The organism is Streptosporangium saharense (assembly GCF_014203715.1).
GTDB classification, from domain to species: domain Bacteria; phylum Actinomycetota; class Actinomycetes; order Streptosporangiales; family Streptosporangiaceae; genus Streptosporangium; species Streptosporangium saharense.
The window spans coordinates 1-20786 of the sequence record NZ_JACHJP010000004.1 but is presented as its reverse complement, the minus strand read 5'-3'; the positions used below and the strand labels follow the sequence as shown (position 1 = coordinate 20786).

Annotated in this window: 18 protein-coding genes and 1 tRNA gene; 13 read left to right on the top strand and 6 right to left on the bottom strand. The window is 68.8% G+C overall.

All coding sequences use genetic code 11. The features are described from left to right. The first annotated feature begins 21 nt into the window (after window positions 1-21). Together FHS44_RS19625 and FHS44_RS19620 are read left to right on the top strand one after the other, a co-directional pair. Entirely contained in the window at window positions 22-717 is a 696-nt protein-coding gene (locus FHS44_RS19625; protein ID WP_184716729.1) for a response regulator transcription factor, read from the top strand. After that, window positions 714-1850 (top strand): sensor histidine kinase, encoded by a 1137-nt coding sequence (locus tag FHS44_RS19620; RefSeq protein WP_312863733.1) that lies wholly within the window; start codon window positions 714-716, stop codon window positions 1848-1850. Before FHS44_RS19625 ends, FHS44_RS19620 begins: the two co-directional genes overlap by 4 nt. Here the strand turns inward: FHS44_RS19620 and FHS44_RS19615 are convergent. Further along, window positions 1835-2320 carry a hypothetical protein gene (locus FHS44_RS19615; protein ID WP_246435757.1) on the bottom strand — a complete coding sequence of 162 codons (486 nt, stop codon included), beginning with the start codon at window positions 2318-2320 and terminating at the stop codon, window positions 1835-1837. The two genes, FHS44_RS19620 and FHS44_RS19615, sit on opposite strands and share 16 nt — an antisense overlap. A gap of 225 nt (window positions 2321-2545) precedes the next feature. Between FHS44_RS19615 and FHS44_RS19610 the strand changes: the two genes are divergently transcribed. The 3 genes from FHS44_RS19610 to FHS44_RS19600 are packed head-to-tail and all read left to right on the top strand — an operon-like array spanning window position 2546 to window position 5096. Then, a complete protein-coding gene (locus tag FHS44_RS19610) occupies window positions 2546-2899 on the top strand; it encodes an STAS domain-containing protein (RefSeq protein ID WP_184716727.1) in 354 nt (117 codons plus the stop codon). After that, on the top strand, window positions 2896-3588 hold the full coding sequence (locus FHS44_RS19605) for a glycosyltransferase family 2 protein (protein WP_184716725.1): 693 nt from the start codon (window positions 2896-2898) through the stop codon (window positions 3586-3588). The genes FHS44_RS19610 and FHS44_RS19605 overlap by 4 nt, the downstream gene beginning before the upstream one ends. 47 nt (window positions 3589-3635) lie before the next feature. Then, window positions 3636-5096 carry an MptA/MptB family glycosyltransferase gene (locus tag FHS44_RS19600; RefSeq protein WP_312863732.1) on the top strand — a complete coding sequence of 487 codons (1461 nt, stop codon included), beginning with the start codon at window positions 3636-3638 and terminating at the stop codon, window positions 5094-5096. Here FHS44_RS19600 and FHS44_RS19595 read toward each other — a convergent pair. Beyond that, entirely contained in the window at window positions 4978-7185 is a 2208-nt protein-coding gene (locus FHS44_RS19595) for a hypothetical protein (RefSeq protein ID WP_184716721.1), read from the bottom strand. The two genes, FHS44_RS19600 and FHS44_RS19595, sit on opposite strands and share 119 nt — an antisense overlap. A gap of 61 nt (window positions 7186-7246) precedes the next feature. Between FHS44_RS19595 and FHS44_RS19590 the strand changes: the two genes are divergently transcribed. The 3 genes from FHS44_RS19590 to serS all read left to right on the top strand — a co-directional run bounded on the left by FHS44_RS19590 (window position 7247) and on the right by serS (window position 10824). After that, a complete protein-coding gene (locus tag FHS44_RS19590; RefSeq protein WP_312863731.1) occupies window positions 7247-8512 on the top strand; it encodes a glycosyltransferase 87 family protein in 1266 nt (421 codons plus the stop codon). A gap of 59 nt (window positions 8513-8571) precedes the next feature. Further along, window positions 8572-9492, top strand: coding sequence for a prephenate dehydratase (gene pheA, locus FHS44_RS19585; RefSeq protein WP_184716717.1), 921 nt, complete (start codon window positions 8572-8574; stop codon window positions 9490-9492). 63 nt (window positions 9493-9555) lie between these two features. Next, window positions 9556-10824: a serine--tRNA ligase gene (gene serS, locus FHS44_RS19580; RefSeq protein ID WP_184716715.1), complete on the top strand. Its 1269-nt coding sequence runs from the start codon at window positions 9556-9558 to the stop codon at window positions 10822-10824. Window positions 10825-11033: 209 nt separating this feature from the next. On the opposite strand, the gene FHS44_RS19575 is transcribed toward serS, so the two are convergent. Continuing rightward, complete coding sequence (locus tag FHS44_RS19575) at window positions 11034-11237, bottom strand: cold-shock protein (protein WP_179821289.1); 204 nt, start codon at window positions 11235-11237, stop codon at window positions 11034-11036. A gap of 236 nt (window positions 11238-11473) precedes the next feature. On the opposite strand from FHS44_RS19575, the gene FHS44_RS19570 reads away from it, so the two are divergent. Continuing rightward, window positions 11474-12277 (top strand): HAD family hydrolase, encoded by an 804-nt coding sequence (locus tag FHS44_RS19570; RefSeq protein ID WP_184716713.1) that lies wholly within the window; start codon window positions 11474-11476, stop codon window positions 12275-12277. Here the strand turns inward: FHS44_RS19570 and FHS44_RS19565 are convergent. After that, on the bottom strand, window positions 12268-12789 hold the full coding sequence (locus tag FHS44_RS19565) for a bacterial proteasome activator family protein (RefSeq protein WP_184716711.1): 522 nt from the start codon (window positions 12787-12789) through the stop codon (window positions 12268-12270). The genes FHS44_RS19570 and FHS44_RS19565 overlap by 10 nt on opposite strands. 5 nt (window positions 12790-12794) lie before the next feature. After that, window positions 12795-13751: an NAD(P)H-quinone oxidoreductase gene (locus FHS44_RS19560; RefSeq protein ID WP_184716709.1), complete on the bottom strand. Its 957-nt coding sequence runs from the start codon at window positions 13749-13751 to the stop codon at window positions 12795-12797. 1591 nt (window positions 13752-15342) lie between these two features. Here FHS44_RS19560 and FHS44_RS41040 point away from each other — a divergent pair. The 3 genes from FHS44_RS41040 to FHS44_RS19545 all read left to right on the top strand — a co-directional run bounded on the left by FHS44_RS41040 (window position 15343) and on the right by FHS44_RS19545 (window position 18738). Then, entirely contained in the window at window positions 15343-16743 is a 1401-nt protein-coding gene (locus FHS44_RS41040) for a MinD/ParA family ATP-binding protein (RefSeq protein ID WP_312863730.1), read from the top strand. 110 nt (window positions 16744-16853) lie between these two features. Further along, window positions 16854-16942 (top strand) — tRNA-Ser (locus FHS44_RS19550). A 551-nt stretch (window positions 16943-17493) separates the two neighbouring features. Beyond that, a complete protein-coding gene (locus tag FHS44_RS19545; protein ID WP_184716707.1) occupies window positions 17494-18738 on the top strand; it encodes a hypothetical protein in 1245 nt (414 codons plus the stop codon). Window positions 18739-18949: 211 nt separating this feature from the next. Here the strand turns inward: FHS44_RS19545 and FHS44_RS19540 are convergent, their stop codons facing one another. Then, a complete protein-coding gene (locus tag FHS44_RS19540; protein WP_281401520.1) occupies window positions 18950-19318 on the bottom strand; it encodes a site-specific integrase in 369 nt (122 codons plus the stop codon). A gap of 24 nt (window positions 19319-19342) precedes the next feature. On the opposite strand from FHS44_RS19540, the gene FHS44_RS19535 reads away from it, so the two are divergent. After that, window positions 19343-19549 carry a hypothetical protein gene (locus FHS44_RS19535; protein ID WP_184717998.1) on the top strand — a complete coding sequence of 69 codons (207 nt, stop codon included), beginning with the start codon at window positions 19343-19345 and terminating at the stop codon, window positions 19547-19549. The last annotated feature ends 1237 nt before the right edge of the window (window positions 19550-20786 follow it).

The following is a 20786-nucleotide window of genomic DNA, read 5'->3' as shown; positions in this document are numbered from 1 at the left end:
GAACGGGCCTACGGTGTAACCATGAGCGCGCGGATTCTGGTGGTCGAGGACGATCCGACGGTCGCCGAGGTCGTGGCCCGCTACCTGGAACGTGACGGCCACCAGGTCGAGTGCGTCGACGACGGCGCCGAGGCGCTCAGACGCGCGCTGGCCAGCCCACCTGACCTGCTCGTCCTCGACCTGATGCTGCCCAGGATGGACGGCCTGCAGGTCTGCAGGAAGCTCAGGGAACGCTGGCCGGTCCCGGTCATCATGCTGACCGCGCTCGGTGAGGAGATCGACCGGGTCGTCGGCCTTGAGACCGGTGCCGACGACTACGTCACCAAGCCCTTCAGCCCGAGGGAGCTGGCCCTGCGGGTGCAGTCCGTGCTGCGCAGGGCCCGCGGCGCCACCGCCCCCTCCGGCACCGGCGTGCTCAGGGACGGCGACCTGACGGTCGACGTCGGCGCCCACGAGGTACGGCTCGGCGACCGGGAGATCACGTTGACCGCCCGTGAGTTCGACCTCCTGGCCCACCTGATGCGCAACCCCCGCCAGGCGTTCAGCCGTACGGCCCTGCTCGACCAGGTCTGGGGCTGGTCCTTCGGCGACTCCTCGACGGTGACCGTGCACGTGCGCAGGCTCAGGGAGAAGGTCGAGCCCGACCCGACCGCGCCGAGGCGCATCGTCACGGTGTGGGGGGTCGGCTACCGCTACGAGCCCTCGGACGTGCCGTGATCCCCGAGATGCTGGAGATCGTCGCCGTCACCGCGGGCCTCGGCCTGCTGGTCGCGCTGACCGGCCTCGGCGTGATGCGGCTGCTGCGCGAGCGGTCGATCGGCGTGATGCTCGCGGTGGTCGCCGTGGTGAGCGTCGTCGCGACGGTCGGCGGCGTGGTGGCCATCACGCTGAAGATGATCATCGCGGGCGGTTCCCGGGACATCGTGCTCAGCGTGGTCGCGGTCGGCGGGCTGGTCGGCCTCGGCGTCGCGACTGTGCTCGCCCGCCGGGTCGTCGCGGCCAGCAGGAAGCTCGTCGACGCCGTGCACGCCGTACCGCCGACCGGGGAGTTCACCCCGCCGCGTGGCCTGCCCGCCGAGCTGGACACCATCGCCATGACCCTCGAAGAGGCCTACGAGCGGCTGCGCCTCGGCCACGAGCGGGAACGCGCGCTGGAGAGCGCCCGCCGCGAGCTGGTCGCCTGGGTCAGCCACGACCTGCGCACCCCGCTGGCCGGCATGCGCGCCATGGCCGAGGCCCTTGAGGACGGCGTCGTCTCCGACCCCGAGACGGTTGGCCGCTACCACACCCAGATCCGTCTGGAGGTGGACCGGCTCGCGGGCATGGTCGGCGACCTGTTCGAACTGTCCAGGATCCACGCGGGCGCCCTGCGCCTGTCCAGGAGCAGGATCGGCCTCGGTGACCTGGTCGCCGACGCCCTGGCCGGGGCCGAGCCGCTCGCCAGGGCCAAGGGGGTACGGCTCGCCGCGCAGGCCGAGCGGGTCGTCCCGGTCGAGGCGGACGCGGGGGAGCTGTCCAGGGCGCTACGCAACCTGGTGGACAACGCCATCAGGCACACCCCGCACGACGGCACCGTCTGGGTGCGGGCGAGCGCCGAGGAGGGTACGGCCTGCCTGTCGGTGGCCGACTGCTGCGGCGGCATCCCGGCCGAGGACCTTCCCCGCGTGTTCGACGTGGCCTTCCGCGGGGAGGCGGCCAGGACGCCCGTCACGGACGGCGCGGGGGCGGGGCTCGGGCTGGCCATCGCCCGGGGCATCGTCGAGGCTCACGAGGGAACCATCGACGTCGTCAACGCCGGACCGGGCTGCCGTTTCGAGATCCGCCTGCCGCTGCGTCACCCCGTGGCGTAGGGGTGGGTGCCTCCCGGCGGCGCGTCGTCGGGGTCGAGCTCGATCGGCAGCAGGCCACGGGGGTCCGGCTCGACACGCTGGTAGGAGAGAGGTGTCCTCGGGCTGTCGAAGGACTCGGAGATGGCGCGGAACGTCGGGCACGGCCAGCGCCACATGCAGCTTCGGCAGCGCAGGATCGGGTTGGCGGTGTCGCTGGTGATGCCGCCCGCGTCACGTGGCTGGTGCAGGTCGAGCAGCCGGACGCCCAGGGCCGCGAAGCCGAGCAGCTCCTCACGTGCGCCTTCGAGGAAGTCGAGGTCCGCGCTCGCCAGGCGGGTTCTGATCGGGACGTATCCCTCACGGTTCACCAGGCCACGCAGCGAGTTGGCGGCGTCGTGCCACGAGGTCGCCTTCTCGGTGCGGGTGACCATGGCCTCCAGGTGCTCGCGGAGGCGTTGTCGCTGAGGATCCTCAGGAAGGTCGGTGTTCATAGATGCGTTCGAGCCCGTTTCTACTCAACGGCCGCCACTGACGTAGCGCAGGACGGTCGGGAGGTTCCCGGGTCTCCCCCCTTTCCGGCTAAGCCGGTGTCGCTCTGGGTCAAGTTTTGCGCACTCAGAGTTTTCATGGGGCCTAAACGGGGGACAAAGGGCCGACGACTCGGGTCGCGTGGCGGAAACGTGACCGGTTGCCTTTGCGCCGCTAGTGTGCCCGCTGTGGAGCTAAAAGTCTCAACTCGATCACATGCCGGGCACACCGTCATGGCCATAATTGGCGAAATCGACCTGTATACCGCGCCTGGCCTGCAGGCCGAGTTCACTCGGCTGCTCCAGGAGAGCCCGGCCACCCACGTGGTCATCGACATGTCCGGCGTGGAGTTCTGCGACTCCACCGGGATGAACGTGCTGCTTTCCGCGCTCAAGCGACTACGTGAACGCGGCGGCACTCTGGAGCTGGCCGCGCCGCGACCGGCCGTCCGCAAGATTCTCCAGGTCACCGGCCTCGACTCGGTCTTCACCGTGTACGAGGCGATGCCCGACAAGCTGCTGTCGGCGAAGCGACAAGCATGACCGGGACAGCGGTGATCATCCCGGCCAAGGACGAGGCCGACCGCATCGGCGCGACCGTGGCCGCGGCCCTGGAACTGGCCGGGGTGGACCTCGTCATGGTCGTCGACGACGGTTCGACCGACCAGACAGGCCGGGTGGCCAAGGCCGCGGGAGCCCGGGTCATCCGGCACAGCAGGAATCGCGGCAAGGCCGCCGCCATGGAGAGCGGCGCCGAGGCCGTACGACTGCTCGACGGTGAGTCCCCCCGCCACCTGCTCTTCCTCGACGCTGATCTGGGGGAGACGGCACGCGCGGCCGATCCGCTGATCAAGCCGGTCACGGCGGGCGAGGCGGACATGACCATCGCGGTCTTCGTCACCCGGGTGAAGCTCGGCGGCCACGGGCTCGTGGTGAACCTCGCCAGGCGGGGCATCGAACGCGCCACGGGCTGGACGCCCGCCCAGCCGCTCAACGGCCAGCGCTGCCTGACCAGGGCCGCCTTCGAGGCCGCCCGCCCGCTGGCCAGGGGGTTCGGCGTCGAGACGGCGCTGACGATCGACCTGGTCCGCAAGGGGTTCCGGGTGCGCGAGGTCGAGGTCGAGATGGCGCACCGGGCCACCGGCACCGACTGGAAGGCACAGCTCCACCGGGCGAAGCAGTTCCGTGACGTCGCCTGGGCCCTCCTGGTCCGGGGACAGGTCCGGGGATAACCGGCGCACCGGCCGGGGCACCGGTCCGGGTGTGCTGGAATTTGCGGGTGACCCAGGACGCGACGGTTGCCGACGACACACGGGTTCCCGCGCGGGGCACGCCGCGGGCGCTCGACGTCGCCGCTTTCGCCGTGCTCGGGCTCTCCGCCGGACTGACGGTCCTGATCGGGCTGCTCGGTCCCTCCGTCATGGTCCCCGACCTGGCCGGGCCCGCCTGGCAGCCGCCGTACTCACTGGGGGTACGGCCGGACGCCCACCTGGTGATCGGCATGGCCGCGGCGGCGATCCTGCTGGGGGGCGTGGGTCTCCTCGGTGCCCTGCGGGCCAGGTGGCGGCCTGATCCACGGCTGCTGGCCGGGCTCGGCTGTGCGGTCGTGGCGCTGCTGGCCTTCCTGCCGCCCTCGGGGTCGGCCGACCATCTCAACTACGCCGCCTACGGCCGGTTGGTGACGCTCGGCCACAACCCCTACGAGACGGCTCCCTCGGCGCTGCCCACTGACCCTGTGCTCGGCGCCGTCGAGGAGTGGACGGGCGTGACCAGCGTCTACGGGCCGGTGGCGACGGCCGTACAGGCGCTGGCGAGTCTGGCCGGGGGAGAGTCGGTCAGGCTGACCGTCTTCGTGATGGCGCTGGTCAACGCCCTCGCCTTCGCGGGTACGGCGCTGCTGCTCGACCGTTTCACCAGGGGGGACGCCGACCTGCGGGCCAGGGCGGCGCTGCTGTGGGCGGCGAACCCGCTGATGATCTACCACCTGGGCGCGGGGACGCACGTGGACACCCTGGCCGTGGCCTGCATGGTGGCCGCGCTCATGGCCAGGGGGGCGGCCTCGGGGGTGCTGCTCGGGGTGGGGATCGGGGTGAAGCTCAACGCCGGGCTCGTCGCGCTCGGCCCCGCCTGGGAACTGCGTCGCCGTCCCGGCAGGCTCGCCGTCGTCGCGGGCACCGCCACGGCGACGGTGCTGGCGATCTACGCGGTCGCGGGGCCGCACGTGCTCGACCAGGTCGGCGCGGCCAGCAGGAAGGTCTCCCTCGGCACGCCGTGGCAGCTCGTCAAGACGGGGCTCCAGGAGGCGTTCGGGCCCGGCGCCTACTCGGCCTGGACCCAGGTGGGCTCGCTGGCGCTGCTCGTCCTGCTGGCCTGGCTGCTCCTGCGGGCCGCGCCGGAGCACTCGGCGCCCGGGGTCGCCGTGGCCATCGTGGTCGCCTGGCTGTTCGCCGCGACCTACGCGCTGCCGTGGTACGACGGGCTTGCCTTCGCCCTGCTGGCCATGGTCGCCTGGCCCGCCCTCGAAGGGTTCCTGATCGCCAGGGTCGTCATCCTGTCGCTGGGCTACCTGCCCGCGAGGGAGGCGCTGCGCCCCGACGACATGCTCTGGCTGCAGACCGTCGTCAGGCAGCAGGTGGTGCCGTGGTCCCTGCTGGCGTTGACGCTCGCGCTGGCGTGGTGGTCGGCGAGGTCCGCAGCGCGCGCACGCAGGCGGTCAGCGTCAGCGGCACCGCGACCGTGAGCGCCATCGCCGGGATCGCGATGCCCGAGTCGTTCATCAGGAACCCGACCAGCGCGCACGCCAGCGCGCCGATCAGCCCGGCGCGCAGCGGCGGCGCCGCCGCGTAGGCGCGGGCGAGCGCGGAGGCGCCCCACCGGGAGGGGCGGTCGAGCACCAGGAACAGGAAGGCCAGCGCGACCAGCGACAGCAGGGTCAGCGACCAGTTGCCGACCGTCACTCCGACCATGGCCCCGAACTTGCGGCCGACGACCGTCCACGCTTCGCCGTCGATCACCTGCTGCACGAAGGTGCCCAGGTGGGTACGGCGCTCGGCGGGCTTGAGCCAGTCGACGACCGCGATGGCCCCGATGAGCACGGCACCGGCCAGGCCGACGAGGACGAGCCTGAGCGGTGAGACCCGGCCCCCGGCCAGCAGGATCAGGAAGACGGCGACCCCGATGAGGAAGGCGGGCACCCCGCCGAAGTCGGCCCCCCACGCGGGCCAGCCGTCGGCGAACACCGCGAGCCCGCCGTACAGCAGGCAGAACGTGAACGCCAGCGGGCGCCGTCCCCGGGAGATCAGCCAGTGGGCGATGCCCGCCATGGCCAGGATCGTCCCGGCCGAGTAGACCGCGAAGGCGATGTTGCCGAAGCCGTAGAACCGCCCTCCCGTGACGGGTTCGTAGCCGGTGACCGCGTTCACCTGGAGGGACGAACCGGTCATCACATCGCCGAGCAGGGCGAGCGAGGTGATCGAGGCGACCACGGTCAGCGGGCCGAGGACGTTCCGGCGCCACGGCCCGGCCAGGGCGATCCCGGCCACGGCGCCCGCGATGGCGAGGATGGTCACGATGACCGAGGCCATCGGGGCGGGGAACGACCACCACGGCACGAGCTGGGCCAGGAAGGTCGCGACCGGGATGGACCCGCCGACGGTCGCGACGACCCCGGTGGCCGCCAGTGCCCGCGAACCACCCCAGCCACGCCGTACGGCGAAGGCGGCCAGCAGGTAGAACAGCAACTGCGCGCTGACGAAGACCGCGAAGAACGGCCCCTGCACCCGCCGTAGCACCTGGCTGGCCAGATCGGCCTCGGTCAGGCTCCGCACGATCCCTTCCGGGCTCTCTCCGGTTGGTGCCGCGCCGCTCCAGGGGCGGCCGACGGCGCCGTCCGGCAGGCCGAGGCCGAGCAGGGTGAGGGCGGTAGCGGTCAGGTCGGTGTTGGTGACCAGCCCCTCCTGCCTGGTCGAGGTGGCGCCAAGATAGCCGGGACCGTACGGCTCACCGCCCGGCGAAGGGCCGTCGGCGATCGCGACGTGCAGGTGCGCCGAGATCGCGGCGTCCGACAGACCGCCGAGCAGGACCGTGCCGCCCTGGGGGAGCTTGGCGAGCAGCGTGCCGACTCCCCGGTCGGCGGCGGCGACGGCGTCCCGTCTGGCCTGGTCCGGCAGCGCGGCCGGGACCCCGTCGGCGTCCCTGGGACGGGCGAGCCACGCCGCGGTGAGGTCGGGGATCTCCACGACGACCAGTTGGTACGGCGTCAGATCGCCGAGCCCCGCGACGTCCGGTGCATATTTGCCGATATTTCCGGATTTGTCGGCGGCGGCGAGGGCGGCTCCCGGGCCAACAGCCGCGACCTTCCCCCCGGAGTCGACGACCCGCTGACCCAGCAAGCCCAGCACGGGCCGATACGACGTCTTGACCGCGTTGAACGTCACCAGTTCCTGCCAGCCGGGCACGCTCGCCCCGCCGTCCTGGCCGGTCACCGGCTGGGCCGCCGGTGCGCAGGAGTCGCCGGGGGCGCCCGCCCGCTGCCCAGCCGAGACCGTCAGCCAGCCCGCGACCGGGCAGGTGAGACTCCGCGAGGGCGGGGGAACCGCCCTGGTCGACATCGAGGCCGAGGCGCCCCGCTCGACGAGTTGCCACAGGTTCGGCGTCCGCGCCCGGTCGAGATCACCCCACTGGAGACCGGGCACCCCGACCACCACGACCCTGGCGGGCGCCGTCTCAGCGCGGGCCGGGGCCGTACCGGTGAGCAGGAATCCGGCGAGCGCCGGGAACGTCAGCAGGACGGCCAGCGCGGCGCGGACGTGCCCAGCACCGGAACCCATGTGTCTCTCCCCGTCGGCGGCTTGTCCACGCTTCCCCACGCCCACGGTAGCCTGCCTGGTCGTGAGGAATGGCGAGGCGACCGTGGCCGGGCGGCCACCACGACCGGCACCGTGGACGTGGCTGCCCGCCCTGCTGGTCGTGCTGGTCGCGCTCGCCCCGCTGGTGCTCCCGTGGCTGGGCAACGTCGACGACCAGCGCCTTGTCGATCTGGACGTCTACCGTACCGGCGGCCGGGAGCTGCTCGAAGGACGGCCGGTCTACGACTTCGTGACGCCCGCGCCGCAGTTACTGCCGTTCACCTACCCGCCGATCGCGGCGATGCTGGCCACGCCGCTGGCGATGATGTCGTGGCCGCTCGCGCAGTGGGTGTGGACCGCGCTGATCCTCCTGACGCTGGCCGTCACCGTCCGCTACGCCTTCCGGCCCGCCCTGGAGCGGCTCGGCGGGTGGAAGGTGCCGCTGCTCCTGGCGCTGCTGACGGTCGCCTGCGCCTACCTGATGCCGATCAGGGACCAGTTCCGCTTCGGCCAGGTGGACATCCTGCTCGTCGCGCTCTGCCTGGCCGACTGCGTGGCCCGAAGACCGCCGTGGCCGCGTGGCGTGCTGATCGGCCTGGCGACCGCGGTCAAGCTCACTCCCGGCGTCTTCCTGATCTATCTCCTGCTGACCGGCTTCGGCCCCGGCGCCAGGAAGGAGCAGCGCGACGCCTTCCTCATGGCCGCCTTCACCGCCGCGCTGCTGACCGTGCTGCCGTTCCTGGTCATCCCGTCCGACGCCACGGACTTCTGGTTCGGCGCGCTGCTCGACCCCGAACGCCTCGGTGCCAACGCCGCGACCACCAACCAGTCCGTGCGCGGCATGCTCATCCGGCTCTACCTGCCCGACCAGCTCACCTCCCTGCTGTGGCTCGCGCTGGTCGCGGTGATCGCCTGGTACGGCTTCCGCCACGCCCGCAGGGCCATGCTCGACGGGCACCCGACGACGGCGGTCGCCCTGGTCGGGCTGATGGCCGTGCTGTTGTCGCCGGTCGCCTGGATCCACCACCTGGCCTGGGTGGTCGTGGTCCTCGGCGCGCTGGTCGGTGACGGCCGTGATCCGGTGCGCGTCCGCGTCGCCGCGGGGGTCTGGCTGTACTACGTGCTGCCCATCCCGTGGTGGGGGGTGACGATCAAGGCGGCGGAGATTCCCGTCCTCAGCCCCGTGGTCGGCAAGATCGTGCAGAACGGCTTCGGCCTCGGCGCGCTCGTCCTGGTCTGGCTGCTCGCGGTGTGGCTGCCCCGCCGCCGAGCGACTTTTCCGGCTTTTTCGGGTTTTCCGGTGGTGTGACCCGTCCGGATGCGCGCTTCCGGGCGCGGTTTCCGGCGGGCGGCGGATAGCCTGGGGTCATGCCCAGACTCGCCTACCTGGGACCGGAGGGCACCTTCACCGAGGAGGCCCTGCGGACCCTGGCCCCGGACGCCGAGCGCCTGCCCTGCGCCAACGTCAGCGCCGCGCTCGACGCGGCCCGCCAGGGCGAGGCCGACGGTGCCGTCGTCCCCCTGGAGAACTCCCTCGAAGGCGGCATAACCACCACCCTGGACGAGCTGGCCTGGGGCAGGCAACTGCTCATCGTCGCCGAACTGCTGCTGCCCGTCGAGTTCTCCCTTCTGGTACGGCCCGGCACCCGCATGCGCGACATCAAGCGGGTCTTCACCCACCCGGCGGCCATCACCCAGTGCCGTGGCTTCACCGCCCGCGAGCTGCCCGAGGCCGTGGTCGTCGCCGCCCCCTCGACCGCGGCCGCCGCCCAGGAGGTCGCCCTGCCCGGCTCGCCGTACGACGCGGCGATCGCGGCACGCATCGCGGGCGACAACTACGGGCTGGTCGAGCTGGTGGCCAACGTGGGCGACCGCTCCGACACGGTGACCAGGTTCGTCAGGGTCGCGCGCCCGGGGCCGCTGCCCGCGCCGACCGGCGCCGACCGCACCTCCCTGGTGGCCTTCCTCTCCGACGACCACCCGGGTGCGCTGCTGGAGATGCTCACCGAGTTCTCGGTGCGCGGGGTCAACCTGACCCGCATCGAGTCACGGCCCACCGGAGACGGCATCGGCCGCTACTTCTTCCACTTCGACCTTGAGGGCCACGTGTCCGATGCCAGGGTCGGGGAGGCGGTCTCCGGGCTGCACCGCGTCAGCTCCGAGGTGCGCTTCCTGGGCAGCTACCCCCGCGCGGACGGCCTGACGCCCCAGGTCAAGAGGGGCACCTCCGACTCCGACTTCGCCGAGGCCGCGAGCTGGCTGGCCCGGATCAGGGCGGGACAGGTCTAAGACAGACCTAAGGCGGGCTTAATAGGCGCGCAGGCCGCGGTGTGACGTCGGTAGCCTTGTGCTGTGATTGACCTGCGTACCCTTCGTGAGGATCCCGACCGGCTACGGGCGTCGCAGCGTGCCCGCGGTGAGGACGACGCCGTCGTCGAGACGCTGCTCGACCTGGACGAGCGCAGGCGCGGCGCGCTGAGTCGCTTCGAGTCGCTGCGCGCCGAGCAGAAGAGCATCGGCAAGTCGGTCTCCCGCGCCTCCGGCGAGGAGAAGGCCGCGCTGCTCGACCGGGCCAAGGAGCTCGCCACGCAGGTCAAGTCGGCCGAGTCCGAGGCGGAGAAGCTCGCGGGCGAGCTGGAAGAGCTGATCCAGACGGTGCCGAACATCGTCGAGGAGGGCGCCCCCCACGGTGGTGAGGACGACTACGTCGTGATCGAGGAGGTCGGCGAGAAGCCGGTCTTCGACTTCGAGCCGCGCGACCACCTCGAACTGGGCGAACTGCTCGGCGCGATCGACATGGAGCGCGGCGCCAAGGTCTCGGGATCGAGGTTCTTCTTCCTGAAGGGCGCGGGCGCCCGCCTGCAGCTCGGCCTGCTCAACATGGCCATGCAGCAGGCGGTCGAGGCGGGGTTCATCCCGATGATCCCGCCGGTCCTGGTCAAGCCCGAGTCGATGCAGGGCACCGGCTTCCTCGGCGCCCACGCCAGCGAGGTCTACCGCCTGCCCGAGGAGGACCTGTTCCTGGTCGGCACCAGCGAGGTGCCGATGGCGGCCTACCACGCCGACGAGATCCTCGACGGCGCCGAGCTGCCCTACCGCTACGCCGGATGGTCGTCCTGCTTCCGCAGGGAGGCCGGCTCCTACGGCAAGGACACCAGGGGCATCATCCGCGTCCACCAGTTCGACAAGGTCGAGATGTTCTCCTACTGCCGTCCCGAGGACGCCGCGGAGGAGCACCAGCGCCTGCTGGCCTGGGAGAAGGAGATGCTCGCCAAGATCGAGGTGCCCTACCGCATCATCGACACCGCGGCGGGCGACCTCGGGACGAGCGCGGCGCGCAAGTTCGACTGCGAGGCGTGGGTGCCGAGCCAGGGCCGCTACCGCGAGCTCACCTCGACCTCCAACTGCACCGAGTTCCAGGCCCGCCGCCTGGCCGTACGGTTCCGTGACAAGGACGGCAAGCCCCGGCACGTGGCCACGCTGAACGGGACCCTGGCCACCACCCGGTGGATCGTCGCCATCCTGGAGAACCACCAGCGGGCCGACGGCTCGGTCGAGGTTCCCCGGGCGCTGCGTCCCTTCGTGGGGCTCGACGTCCTCGAACCGGTCAAGGTCAGGTAGCCGCCTCGCTTGAAAGGCCTCTCGCCGCTTCTGCGGCGGGGGGCCTTCTTTGATCCCCACCCGGGGTCTTCCGGAGGCTCTGGAGGGCCTTCAGGGCTTCCGACGGCGCCTTGACGGGCCGTGACGGGAAAGGCGGAAGGTCCGGAAAAGGAGAAAGGCGGAGTTCGCGTTAAGCGAACCCCGCCTTACCTCCTTACAGAGGTCTATGGTCAGACGGCGCGGACCTGCGAGGCCTGCGGACCCTTCTGGCCCTGCGTGATCTCGAACTCGACTCGCTGGCCGTCCTCCAGGCTGCGGTAGCCGCTGCCCTGGATCTCGGAGAAGTGCACGAACACGTCCGGTGCACCGCCGTCCGGTGCGATGAAGCCGAAGCCCTTTTCAGCGTTGAACCACTTGACGGTTCCCTGAGCCATTAAAGCTCTCCCTCAGGATTTGAAACTTTGGGATTCACACCTCATGAACCCCCTGTGTCGTACAGCGGGCCCCGGGGTGGTTCAGTCAAACTGGCTTTCACAACGGGATTCAGCTAATACAACGCCATCACATCTAACACTATCCGGCGCGGTCGTGTTCCCGCCACGAGGAAGATTCCTCGGAGGCGATCCCAGAGGCGGCGCCCATCCTGGGACGGTGCAGACTGGAGCCTGTTATGGGAAGTCCCAGGCTCGTCGCAACCGACCTCGACGGCACCGCCCTGCGCTCCGACGGCACCGTCTCACCCCGCACCGCAGCGGCCTTCGCGCTCGTCGAGAGCGCCGGGGCCACCCTGGTCTTCGTGACGGGGCGTCCGCCCAGGTGGATGCGTCCGATCGCGGCAGCCGTACGGCATCGGGGGCTGGCCATATGTGCCAACGGCGCGCTTGTCTACGACCTGCACACTGAACAGATCGTGAAATCTCACCTTATCGACCCGGATGTCCTTGAAGAGGTGGTGAGTCGGCTCAGGGAGAAGATCCCGGGGCTCGCGTTCTCGGTGGAATACGAGGGCGGGTTCGCCCGCGAATCCGGCTTCCTTCTCGACAGCCTGGACCGCGTGGCGGGACTGACCGGCGCCAGGACGAACGCGCTCACCGCTCTGCCCTGCGCGAAACTCCTGGCACTGCATCCGGGAATGGACCCGGACGCCCTCCAGGACAACGTGTGCGAACTGGTCGGCCACCTGGTCACGCCCACCCACTCAAGCGGCCGCGCCATGATCGAGATGAGCGCCCACGGTGTGACGAAGGCCTCCGCCCTGGCCGCCCTCGCCGAGGGACGCGCCGTCACCCCGGCCGAGGTCGTCGCCTTCGGGGACATGCCCAACGACCTGCCGATGCTGCGCTGGGCCGGGACGTCGTACGCCGTCGCCAACGCCCACGGGGAGGTGCTGGCCGCGGTCGATCACGTGACCGCGGCCAACGATGACGACGGGGTCGCCGAGATCCTCGAAACCCTCTACGGGGGTTACAGGTAGGGGCCCGAGCTGCTCTGCTGGTGGGGGCCGTCCTGCTGCTGCGTCAGGGAGACCCCACCGGGCAGCGCCCTGCGCATGTTCTCCAACTGGGCGCGGGCCGCCATCTGCTGGGCGAAGAGCGTCGTCTGGATGCCGTGGAACAGACCTTCGAGCCAGCCGACCAACTGCGCGTGCGCGACCCGCAGCTCGGCGTCGCTCGGCGGTGTGCCGTTGCCGTCGTCGGTGAAGGGAAGCGACAGCCGTTCCAGCTCGTCGACCAGCTCGGGCGCGAGACCGTCCTCAAGCTCCTTGATGGAGCTCTGGTGGATCTCCTTGAGTCGCTTACGACTGGCCTCGTCCAGCGGAGCCGCCCTGACCTCTTCGAGGAGCTGCCGGATCATGCTGCCGATGCGCATTACCTTCGCGGGCTGCTCGACCAGGTCGGCGACAGAGCGACCTTCGCCTTCCTCCTCGGTCTGGAGCCCCTGCGGGCCCACGACCACAACATGGGGAGTGCTCTCCTCAGCGTTCATAGTCCTCAACCTACTAGCAGGATTTTCCCGACGTGCTCTCCGGATTCGAGGAGCCGGTGAGCCTCGGCGGCCTCACTCATCGGCACCCGGGAGTGGATGACCGGACGGACGACCCCCGCGTCCACCAGCGGCCAGACGTTCTCCACGACGCCACGCACGATGACCCCCTTCTCGTCGACGGGTCGCGCGCGTAGCGTGGTGCCGTGCACCGAGGCTCGCCTGGTGAGGAGCGCCCCCAGGTCAAGCTCCCCCCTGGAGCCTCCCTGCATCCCTATCACAACCAGCCTGCCGCCGGTCTTCAGGGCCCTGACGTTCCTCATGAGGTACGGCCCGCCGACGATGTCGAGGATGACATCCGCCTGGACCCTCTCCGAGAAGTCACCCTCGTGATAGTTGATCCCCTCGTCGGCACCGAGTTCGAGGCAGCGGGCGATCTTCTCCGCCGACCCCGCGGTGACCACGACCCGCGACCCGAACGCCTTGGCGAGCTGTACGGCCAGCGTGCCGATCCCGCTGGCGCCGCCGTGGACGAGAAGCGTCTCGCCCCTGCGCAGCCGCGCGGTCATGAACACGTTGGACCACACCGTGCACGCGACCTCGGGCAGCGCCGCCGCCTCGACCAGGTCGACCCCCTCGGGCACCCGCATCACCTGCTGCCACGGCACGGCAACCCGCTCGGCGTAACCGCCCCCGCTCAGCAGGGCGCACACCCGGTCACCGGCCCTGAACCCCTCGACGTCCGCGCCGACCTCGGCGACCACCCCGGAACACTCAAGCCCGGGGTACGGCGAGGCCCCCGGAGGCGGGGCGTAGTGCCCACGTCGTTGCAGGATGTCGGCCCGGTTGACCGCGGAGGCGGCCACGTCGACCAGGACGTCGCCCGGACCGAGCTGGGGATCGGGGACCTCCCGCCACCTCAGCTCTTCCGGTCCACCGGGTTTATCGATCACGATGGCGTGCATGTCTCCAACGCTATCCGCTGGGGATCAACTTGGTGGTTGCCCGCATTGACAAGAACACAGGGCGTTAACCTGCTATGTGTTTGCTGCCCTCTTTACGCCCATCCCGAGGGGGAACACGGTGGCAAGGCACGATCGTGAGGAATCTCTCGAGGAACAGCTTGCCTGGCTCGACGCTATCAAGGAACAGGAGGAGGCGCCCCCCATCGCGGCGAAGAGCGGCGCGCTGGACGACGCCGTCATCTCGCCCTACCCCAAGGACCCCTGGGGCTCGGTTCCCGCCGAGCCGGACACGGCGTCCTCGTCGCTGTTCCGTACGGTCGCCGACCCCTCGAACCACCTGGTGAGCAGTCTTGCCGGCACCTTCGCCGCTCCTGTCGAGGACGCGGACGCGGCCGAGTGGAGGGAGGCGGGCGCCTTCAGTGTGCCCCCGCCCCCGCCGGTCCCGAGCCGTGACGACGAGGCCTTCCTCGCCCCCCTGAAACCGCTGCCCCGCCAGGAGGACACGCCCGCCCATCATAAGGGCACCCGCCCTATGGATGATCATGAGGCGGGCAGCGGATCTTCTGGGGCTCGTTCCGGTGGCTCTTTAGGGGCTTCGGCATCGGGTGCTCCGGTGGCCGATTCTCCTGGCGGCCAGGAAGCGCCTTTCCCCGGTTCTCCACCCGAGCAGGAAGCGCCTTTCCCCGCCGGTTCTCCTGCCGAGCAGGGGACTTTCCCCGGCCGTGGCTCTTCGGCCGGTCAGGAGGCTCCTACCGCCTTCACCGAAGGTCCGGTGGGCGGTTCCCCGTCCGTTCAAGGGACGTCCGGCGGTTTCTCCGACGGCCCGGTGGGCGGTTCCGCGCCCGGAATCTCGGCCAGTCAGGGTACGGCCACCGACCCCGGCTTCCACGTTCTTTCCGCCCCCGCGGATCCGGGCGGTTCAGTGGCCCCCGATTCCCCTCCGGACGCTCCTTCTTCGGGTTCGGGGGGTTCACCGGAGCCTTCCGGCGGCCCGGCGGCGGGTCAGGGCTCCGGCCCCCTCAGCGCTCCGGTGGCCGTCTCCGAAACCCTGGCCGACCAGGGATCGTCGACCGACCCCGGTTTTCCCGCTCTCGCTGACCCCTCGGCCGACCAGGGGAGCCCCGCTTCCAGGAACGCGTCGAGCGGGTCCGAGCCCCCTGAGCCGTCGGAGGACGCGTTCGAGCAGGCCCACCGGCCGCTCGACGCTTCGCAGACCTTTCCCCTGGTCGGTCACGACGTCCTGGGCGAGCCCGCTCCCGGCTCCCGGGGACTCGAACCCTTCACGCCGTCGGCCCGCAGGCAGGACGCCTTCCCCCTCGGTGCCTCAGCCGCTTCGGAAGGCTCCCGGCCCACCGGAGACGACCAGGACCGGTTCACCTTCGGCGGAGAGCCGTCCCGCAGCGCTGATCCCTCACGCTCTGACGCCTCACGCCCTGATGCTTCGCGTGCCGGTTCCTCACACGTGGATCCTTCGCGCGCGGATTCCTCACGTGAGGATTTCTCGCGCGCGGATGAGGAGCGGGCCGTACCCGAGGAACGTCCGGCCTCCACCGGTGAGGCGCCCGAGGGTGACAGATCGCCTCAGGCGACGGTGAGTGACGCGTTGCGGCAGGCGGCCGGGGGAGGCGCGCTGGGGCAGTCCCCCCAGACCGGTGCCTTCGGTCGAGACTGGGGCAGGGCGTTCACCCCCGCGACCTCCGCGTTCGACTCCGTCGAGACACCTCCCCAGGGCACGCCTGAGGAGTCCTTCCCTGAGGAACCGCCCGCCCAGGAGGCGGCGTCGTTCCGGGACGTGTCGTTCTCCCGGGAGGCGCTGTTCGCCCAGGGGGAGCCCACTTTGAGGGACCTGTCCTTCCCCCAGCCCACCGCCCCCCAGGAGTCCCCGGCCTTCCAGGAGACGCCCTCTCGGGGAGTTCCGTCCGTCCCCGAACGCGACCCCGGCGCACCCCGCCAGGAAACGGCCGAACCGGTGCGGGAGCCGTACCAGGCGAGACGTCGTCACTCGGCACCGCCGCCGGCTTTCAGCGCGCCGTCCAGGCAGCCGGCGGGTTCCAGACCCTCGGCTGACAGCCTGGATCCCGACTCGCTGCTCAGGGGACGCCGCAACGCGCCCTCCGGTGGCTGGCGCAGGCTGGTCTACCGGGCGTCGGCCGGGCTGATCAAGCCAGGTGAGTCGCCCGAGGTACGGCGTCGCCGCGAGCTCGTCACCCGTGCCCGCACTCCTGTGGCCACCGGCCATCACCGCGTCGCCGTACTGAGCCTGAAGGGTGGTGTCGGCAAGACCACGACCACGGTCGGCCTCGGCGCCACCCTCGCCCAGTCGCGCGGTGACAGGGTCATCGCGGTCGACGCCAACCCCGACCGCGGCACCCTGTCGGACAAGGTGGAGCTTGAGACCTCCGCCACGGTCCGTGACCTGCTGAACGAGCGTAAGCAGATCAAGCGCTATGTGGACGTCAGGGCCTTCACCTCGCAGGCGCCGTCCCGGCTGGAGATCCTCGCCTCCGACCGTGACCCGTCGGTGTCCGAGGCGTTCAGTTCCTCCGACTACCAGTCGGTAGCGCAGGTCCTGGAGAACTTCTACTCGATCTGCATCACCGACTGCGGTACGGGCCTGCTCCACTCGGCCATGTCCGGTGTCCTCGGCCTGGCCGACCAGCTCGTCCTGGTGAGTTCCCCGTCCGTCGACGGCGCCCGCGCCGCCTCGGCGACCCTCGACTGGCTTGAGGCCCACCACTACGAGGAACTGGTCCGCTCGGCCACGGTCGTGCTGTGCAGCGTCCGCCCCAGGTCGAAGTCGACCGTGGACCTCGACCGCCTTGAGGCCCACTTCGCGGCCCGCTGCCGAGCCGTGATCCGCGTCCCCTACGACCCCCACCTGGAGGAGGGCGCCGAGATCGAGCTGGACAGACTCCAGCCCTCCACCCGCGACGCCTACCTCCGCCTGGCCGCCTCCGTGGGAGACGGCTTCGCCATCCCCCAACAACCCTGACCCGGCCCGTACGGCGAGCACCCAGACTGCTGGGTGCTCGCCCGTCCAGGGCACGCCCGGACCAGTGAGAGACTAAAGTGCAATCTGACGCGTTCTCGACGCGTCACCCAGGAGAGCTCGCCTAGTGGACGATGGCGGCGGTCTTGAAAACCGCTAGGGCTGGTGACAGTCCTCGTGGGTTCGAATCCCACGCTCTCCGCTTCGCTTGAGAAACGGCGCCTGACCAGGTCTGACGGCTTGGTGGGGCGCCGTTGGTCGTTTAGGGGCTGCGCAGCCGTACGCCACCCTGGGCACCTCTAGGTCGGTGGTCGCGGAATATACGCGGAATGATGTTGGTCACGTTTCCCCAGGTCGAGCCCGCAAAACGAAGGGGCCCCGCGCCAAACGGGACCTCTTGAGCATAAGTGTGATCATGTGGTGAGCGCGTCGTCTATCCGCCGGTTTGACAACCTCCATACCCCCGTCGATGCACTTGGCGTAGACCTTGAGCAGCACGTCCACCCCGTGTCCCACCCACTCGGCCATCTCGGGAGCGGCCACACCCGCGTTGAGCCAGAATGACACGGTCGCGTGGCGCAGATCGTACAGAGTGGGATACCCACTGTTGGGGAGTCAACGTCAGGAGCCGGGCCGTCTTCCATGCCTCTCAGTACGTCCCAACGTGGGTCACACCCCACGCGAGGTCCGAGCACTGCAGAGGTCATCCGAGGGCATCGGCTTTCTGTCGTTGGTAGCCGTCATGATGGTGACGTGACAGAAGCGCTGTTCCACAGCTACCGGCTCCCCGACACCCTCAGGACCACCTCTGAGAAGGTCCGCAACCGCATAGCCAATTGGGAGATCGACGCCTTCCTCAAAGCCTCGGAACATGATCTGATCGAGACACTGGTGAGTGAAGGGACTGTGGACTGCCCGCGTCTTCTCCGAGACCAGGCCTGGATGCTGGACATAGCCGAGACAGACGAGGAACATCGTTCCTTCGGTGAGACGGTCGTCCGTGGAGTCCCTATGCTCACCCTGGTCGTTCCCTTCACAGGGGAGGCTGAGGTCTTTTGGTGCCAGCCGTCGGTATGGACGAGTGTCCTGCCACGAGTTGCTTCCCTCGGGACCACGGAGCTACGAGTCACCGTGGCTGGCAACTTCACTGACGCTGCTCAAGCGCAGATCCAGTTTGAGAGAGAGCTGGATCTAATCGATACATACCTAGAATGGTGCAGGCAGGACATCGATCAGCACAATGAGGGGCTGCGATCGGCGGTATCGGGATGGGTCTCCGCCCGCAGGCAGCAACTGCTGGCAATGCGCAACCTTCAGGCCGAGATCGGTTTCCCGATCCGGCGGCGGCCAGATGCCGATACCTACAGCGTTCCGGTCACCCGAAAGACGATCGCGCCCAGAAGGCCTCCAGCAAGCGGGAACGAGCCTTTCGCACCTGAGCCGGTACTAGCTGAAACTGACTACGAGGCGGCACTTGAAATCCTGGACGCCCAACGCAACGCGCTAGAGCGCACTCCCTCAGTGGCTGCGGGTATGGACGAGGAAAGTATCCGCGATCTGCTGCTCATCAACCTCAACGCCCAGTTCAAAGGCACAGCGGCTGGTGAGGTCTTCAACGGAGCAGGTAAGACTGACATCCTTGTACGCGAACGGGATCGTAACGTCTTCATTGGTGAGTGCAAGGTCTGGAAAGGCCCAAAGACCGTCCGGGATGCCCTCACTCAACTCTTCGGCTACCTGGTGTGGCGGGACACAAAGGCCGCGCTGCTGGTGTTCATCCGCACCAAGAACGTTTCAGTAACTGTGAAGACAGCGATCGAGCAGATCGAGGCACACCCAAATTACAAACGGCGCGGTACACACGACACAGACGGGCGCATCGACTTCGTGATGCACGCTAACGGAGATCCCGATCGCGAGATCAAGCTAGCGTTCCTACCCTTCGCGCTACCGAGTGACGCCGTCAGTCGTTTCGCCAAAGCCGAAACCACTGATTAGGTTCAGGCCAGGGTAATGATCAGCGAGAACGAGGGCCTAGCAGCTGCAAACGTTCATGCGGATCATCCGACGCCTAGCCAAGGGCTGGCCATTGGCTTCGGAGGCAGAGATCTGCGACAGGTGATAACGATCATCTGGTTCGCCGTGCCATCAGCGTCGATCGCTTCCATGATTCCTTCGACTGGAACGAGTCCCCCGTGCGTGTCCGTGATCATGCGGCGAGCGCGTCGTCTATCCGCCGGTTGGCGATCTCCACACCCCCGTCAATGGACTTGGCGTAGCCCTTGAGCAGCACGTCCACCCCGTGCCCCGCTCGCTCGGCCACGTCGGAAGCCGCCACTCCGGCGTTGAGCCAGAGCGACACGGCCGCGTGTCGCAGGTCGTACGGCTGGGCGCCCAATGGGGACACCTGCTGTTCGGGAGTCAGCGCCAGAAGTCGAGCCGCCTTCCACGTCTCGCAGTAGGTCCCGATGGAGATCACCCCGCTGCGCGAGGTCCGGAACAGTCGGCCGTCCTCGTGCGCGCCGAACTCGTCGAGGTGCTCCCGCAGGATCGCCACCAGCTCCGGCGGGATGGGCACCGGCCGCCCTTCGTCCTCGACCCGGTGCTTGAGGCCCCGGTCGTCATGAGCCTGCCCGCTGTCGGTAACGCCCACGACCGCCGCCATCTGCTGGCTGAGGGCATGCGCGCCTACACCGAAACTGGGGTCATCGGGCGTCCATCCCTGGCCACTGCCGAAAGGGGCAGGGGCGTCCCCGATTCCCTGACCGGCAGCTTCGCCGACGTGGTAGCTCTGCTCGCCAAGCTCTGAGCACCGGGCGTGGAGCGATCACGATCACGTAGCGCGGACACTGCCGAATTGCTCTCATAAGGATCAAGCGCGTCGCCGCACGGCCCGCCGCCCGAGCGTGCGGCGTGGGCGCTGGTCTAGGCCGACGGCGGGATCACGGGCCACCCACCGCACCAGCCGCGCGCCGTACCTGGCCATAAACCTTGCCTATTATCTTTAGCTCAGCAAGTGCGGCGGTAGTTCAAAATTTCAGTGCTATCTGAAAACTTGCATGTGGCTTCATGTGAATGGCCTAATACCTCAAAACGGATTTTTTATGCCTTCTTGATATGCTGCATTAATAGATGTAGGTCGGTCGCAGGTGTGCCACCAATATAGGAAGATCGGGCCACGAAGGGTTTTCTACCCAGGGCTTTGATCATTTTTTGAGCCTCTTCGATCTTCCAAGGACGCTCCACGCCGCCTCGCGGGCGCGCCTACTCGCCAGCCAGGCACGGAGCCTGGAGGTTGGCCCAGCCCAATGACAGCTCAAATCGCAACAACTGCGAGCACTAAAAATAAAACTAAACGCTTATTCGACAGCTCGGTCTTGAGTATTGCGCTTTTTAATGGTAAGTCCTTCGGCAAGGCCGTAAATCCCAATGGATGCTAGCATGGCCGACGGAATCCAAAACCAGCTCCACCATGCATCGCGCTGTACGAGCCAAACTGATAGATATCCGAAGCCTAATAACATGATCACGCCTAGCACTGCGCCTGATATGTCTCGTTGCCCGTCCTTCGCCGACCCGCGCAGTTGAGCTATTTCCCACTCAACATGCTCTTCCATAGCCCTTCGAGCTGAAGATCCTTCGGGTAGTTCCTTGAGAGTTTCGACATCATGACGAAGGTTCCGACGGAGCCTGCCGTCACTGCGAATTAATCCGAAGGATGCGGCAGCCACCGTGGCGATCGATGGTGCTAGTTGGAGAGCCCACTCCCAAGCCATTCATAGATGATACAAGCCGAGACCTGGATTGATCATGGAAATAAGGAGCGCAAGAGGGCGGAACCTTGCACTTTGGGCATTACGCTTCAACTCCGAGATGATCAACATCGCATCACAGGGCCGTAAGTGGTTTCGACTCTGTCCAGGGGTACGACTACATCCGCAGCGAGGAGCGTCTCAGAAGGTGTTTGAGAGTTGATCGCTAGCCTCAGCGCGTCCATTCGAGCGGCCGGGGTCCAGACCGTTGAGCAGGGCATCCTCGGGTGATCC

Coding starts and splice junctions, on each gene's coding strand:
- FHS44_RS19625 (WP_184716729.1), top strand. CDS start 22: ATGAGCGCGCGGATTCTGGTGGTCGAGGACGATCCGACGGTCGCCGAG.
- FHS44_RS19615 (WP_246435757.1), bottom strand. CDS start 2,320: ATGAACACCGACCTTCCTGAGGATCCTCAGCGACAACGCCTCCGCGAG.
- FHS44_RS19560 (WP_184716709.1), bottom strand. CDS start 13,751: ATGCACGCCATCGTGATCGATAAACCCGGTGGACCGGAAGAGCTGAGG.
- FHS44_RS19570 (WP_184716713.1), top strand. CDS start 11,474: ATGGGAAGTCCCAGGCTCGTCGCAACCGACCTCGACGGCACCGCCCTG.
- FHS44_RS19575 (WP_179821289.1), bottom strand. CDS start 11,237: ATGGCTCAGGGAACCGTCAAGTGGTTCAACGCTGAAAAGGGCTTCGGC.
- FHS44_RS19595 (WP_184716721.1), bottom strand. CDS start 7,185: ATGGGTTCCGGTGCTGGGCACGTCCGCGCCGCGCTGGCCGTCCTGCTG.
- pheA (WP_184716717.1), top strand. CDS start 8,572: ATGCCCAGACTCGCCTACCTGGGACCGGAGGGCACCTTCACCGAGGAG.
- FHS44_RS19605 (WP_184716725.1), top strand. CDS start 2,896: ATGACCGGGACAGCGGTGATCATCCCGGCCAAGGACGAGGCCGACCGC.
- FHS44_RS19565 (WP_184716711.1), bottom strand. CDS start 12,789: ATGAACGCTGAGGAGAGCACTCCCCATGTTGTGGTCGTGGGCCCGCAG.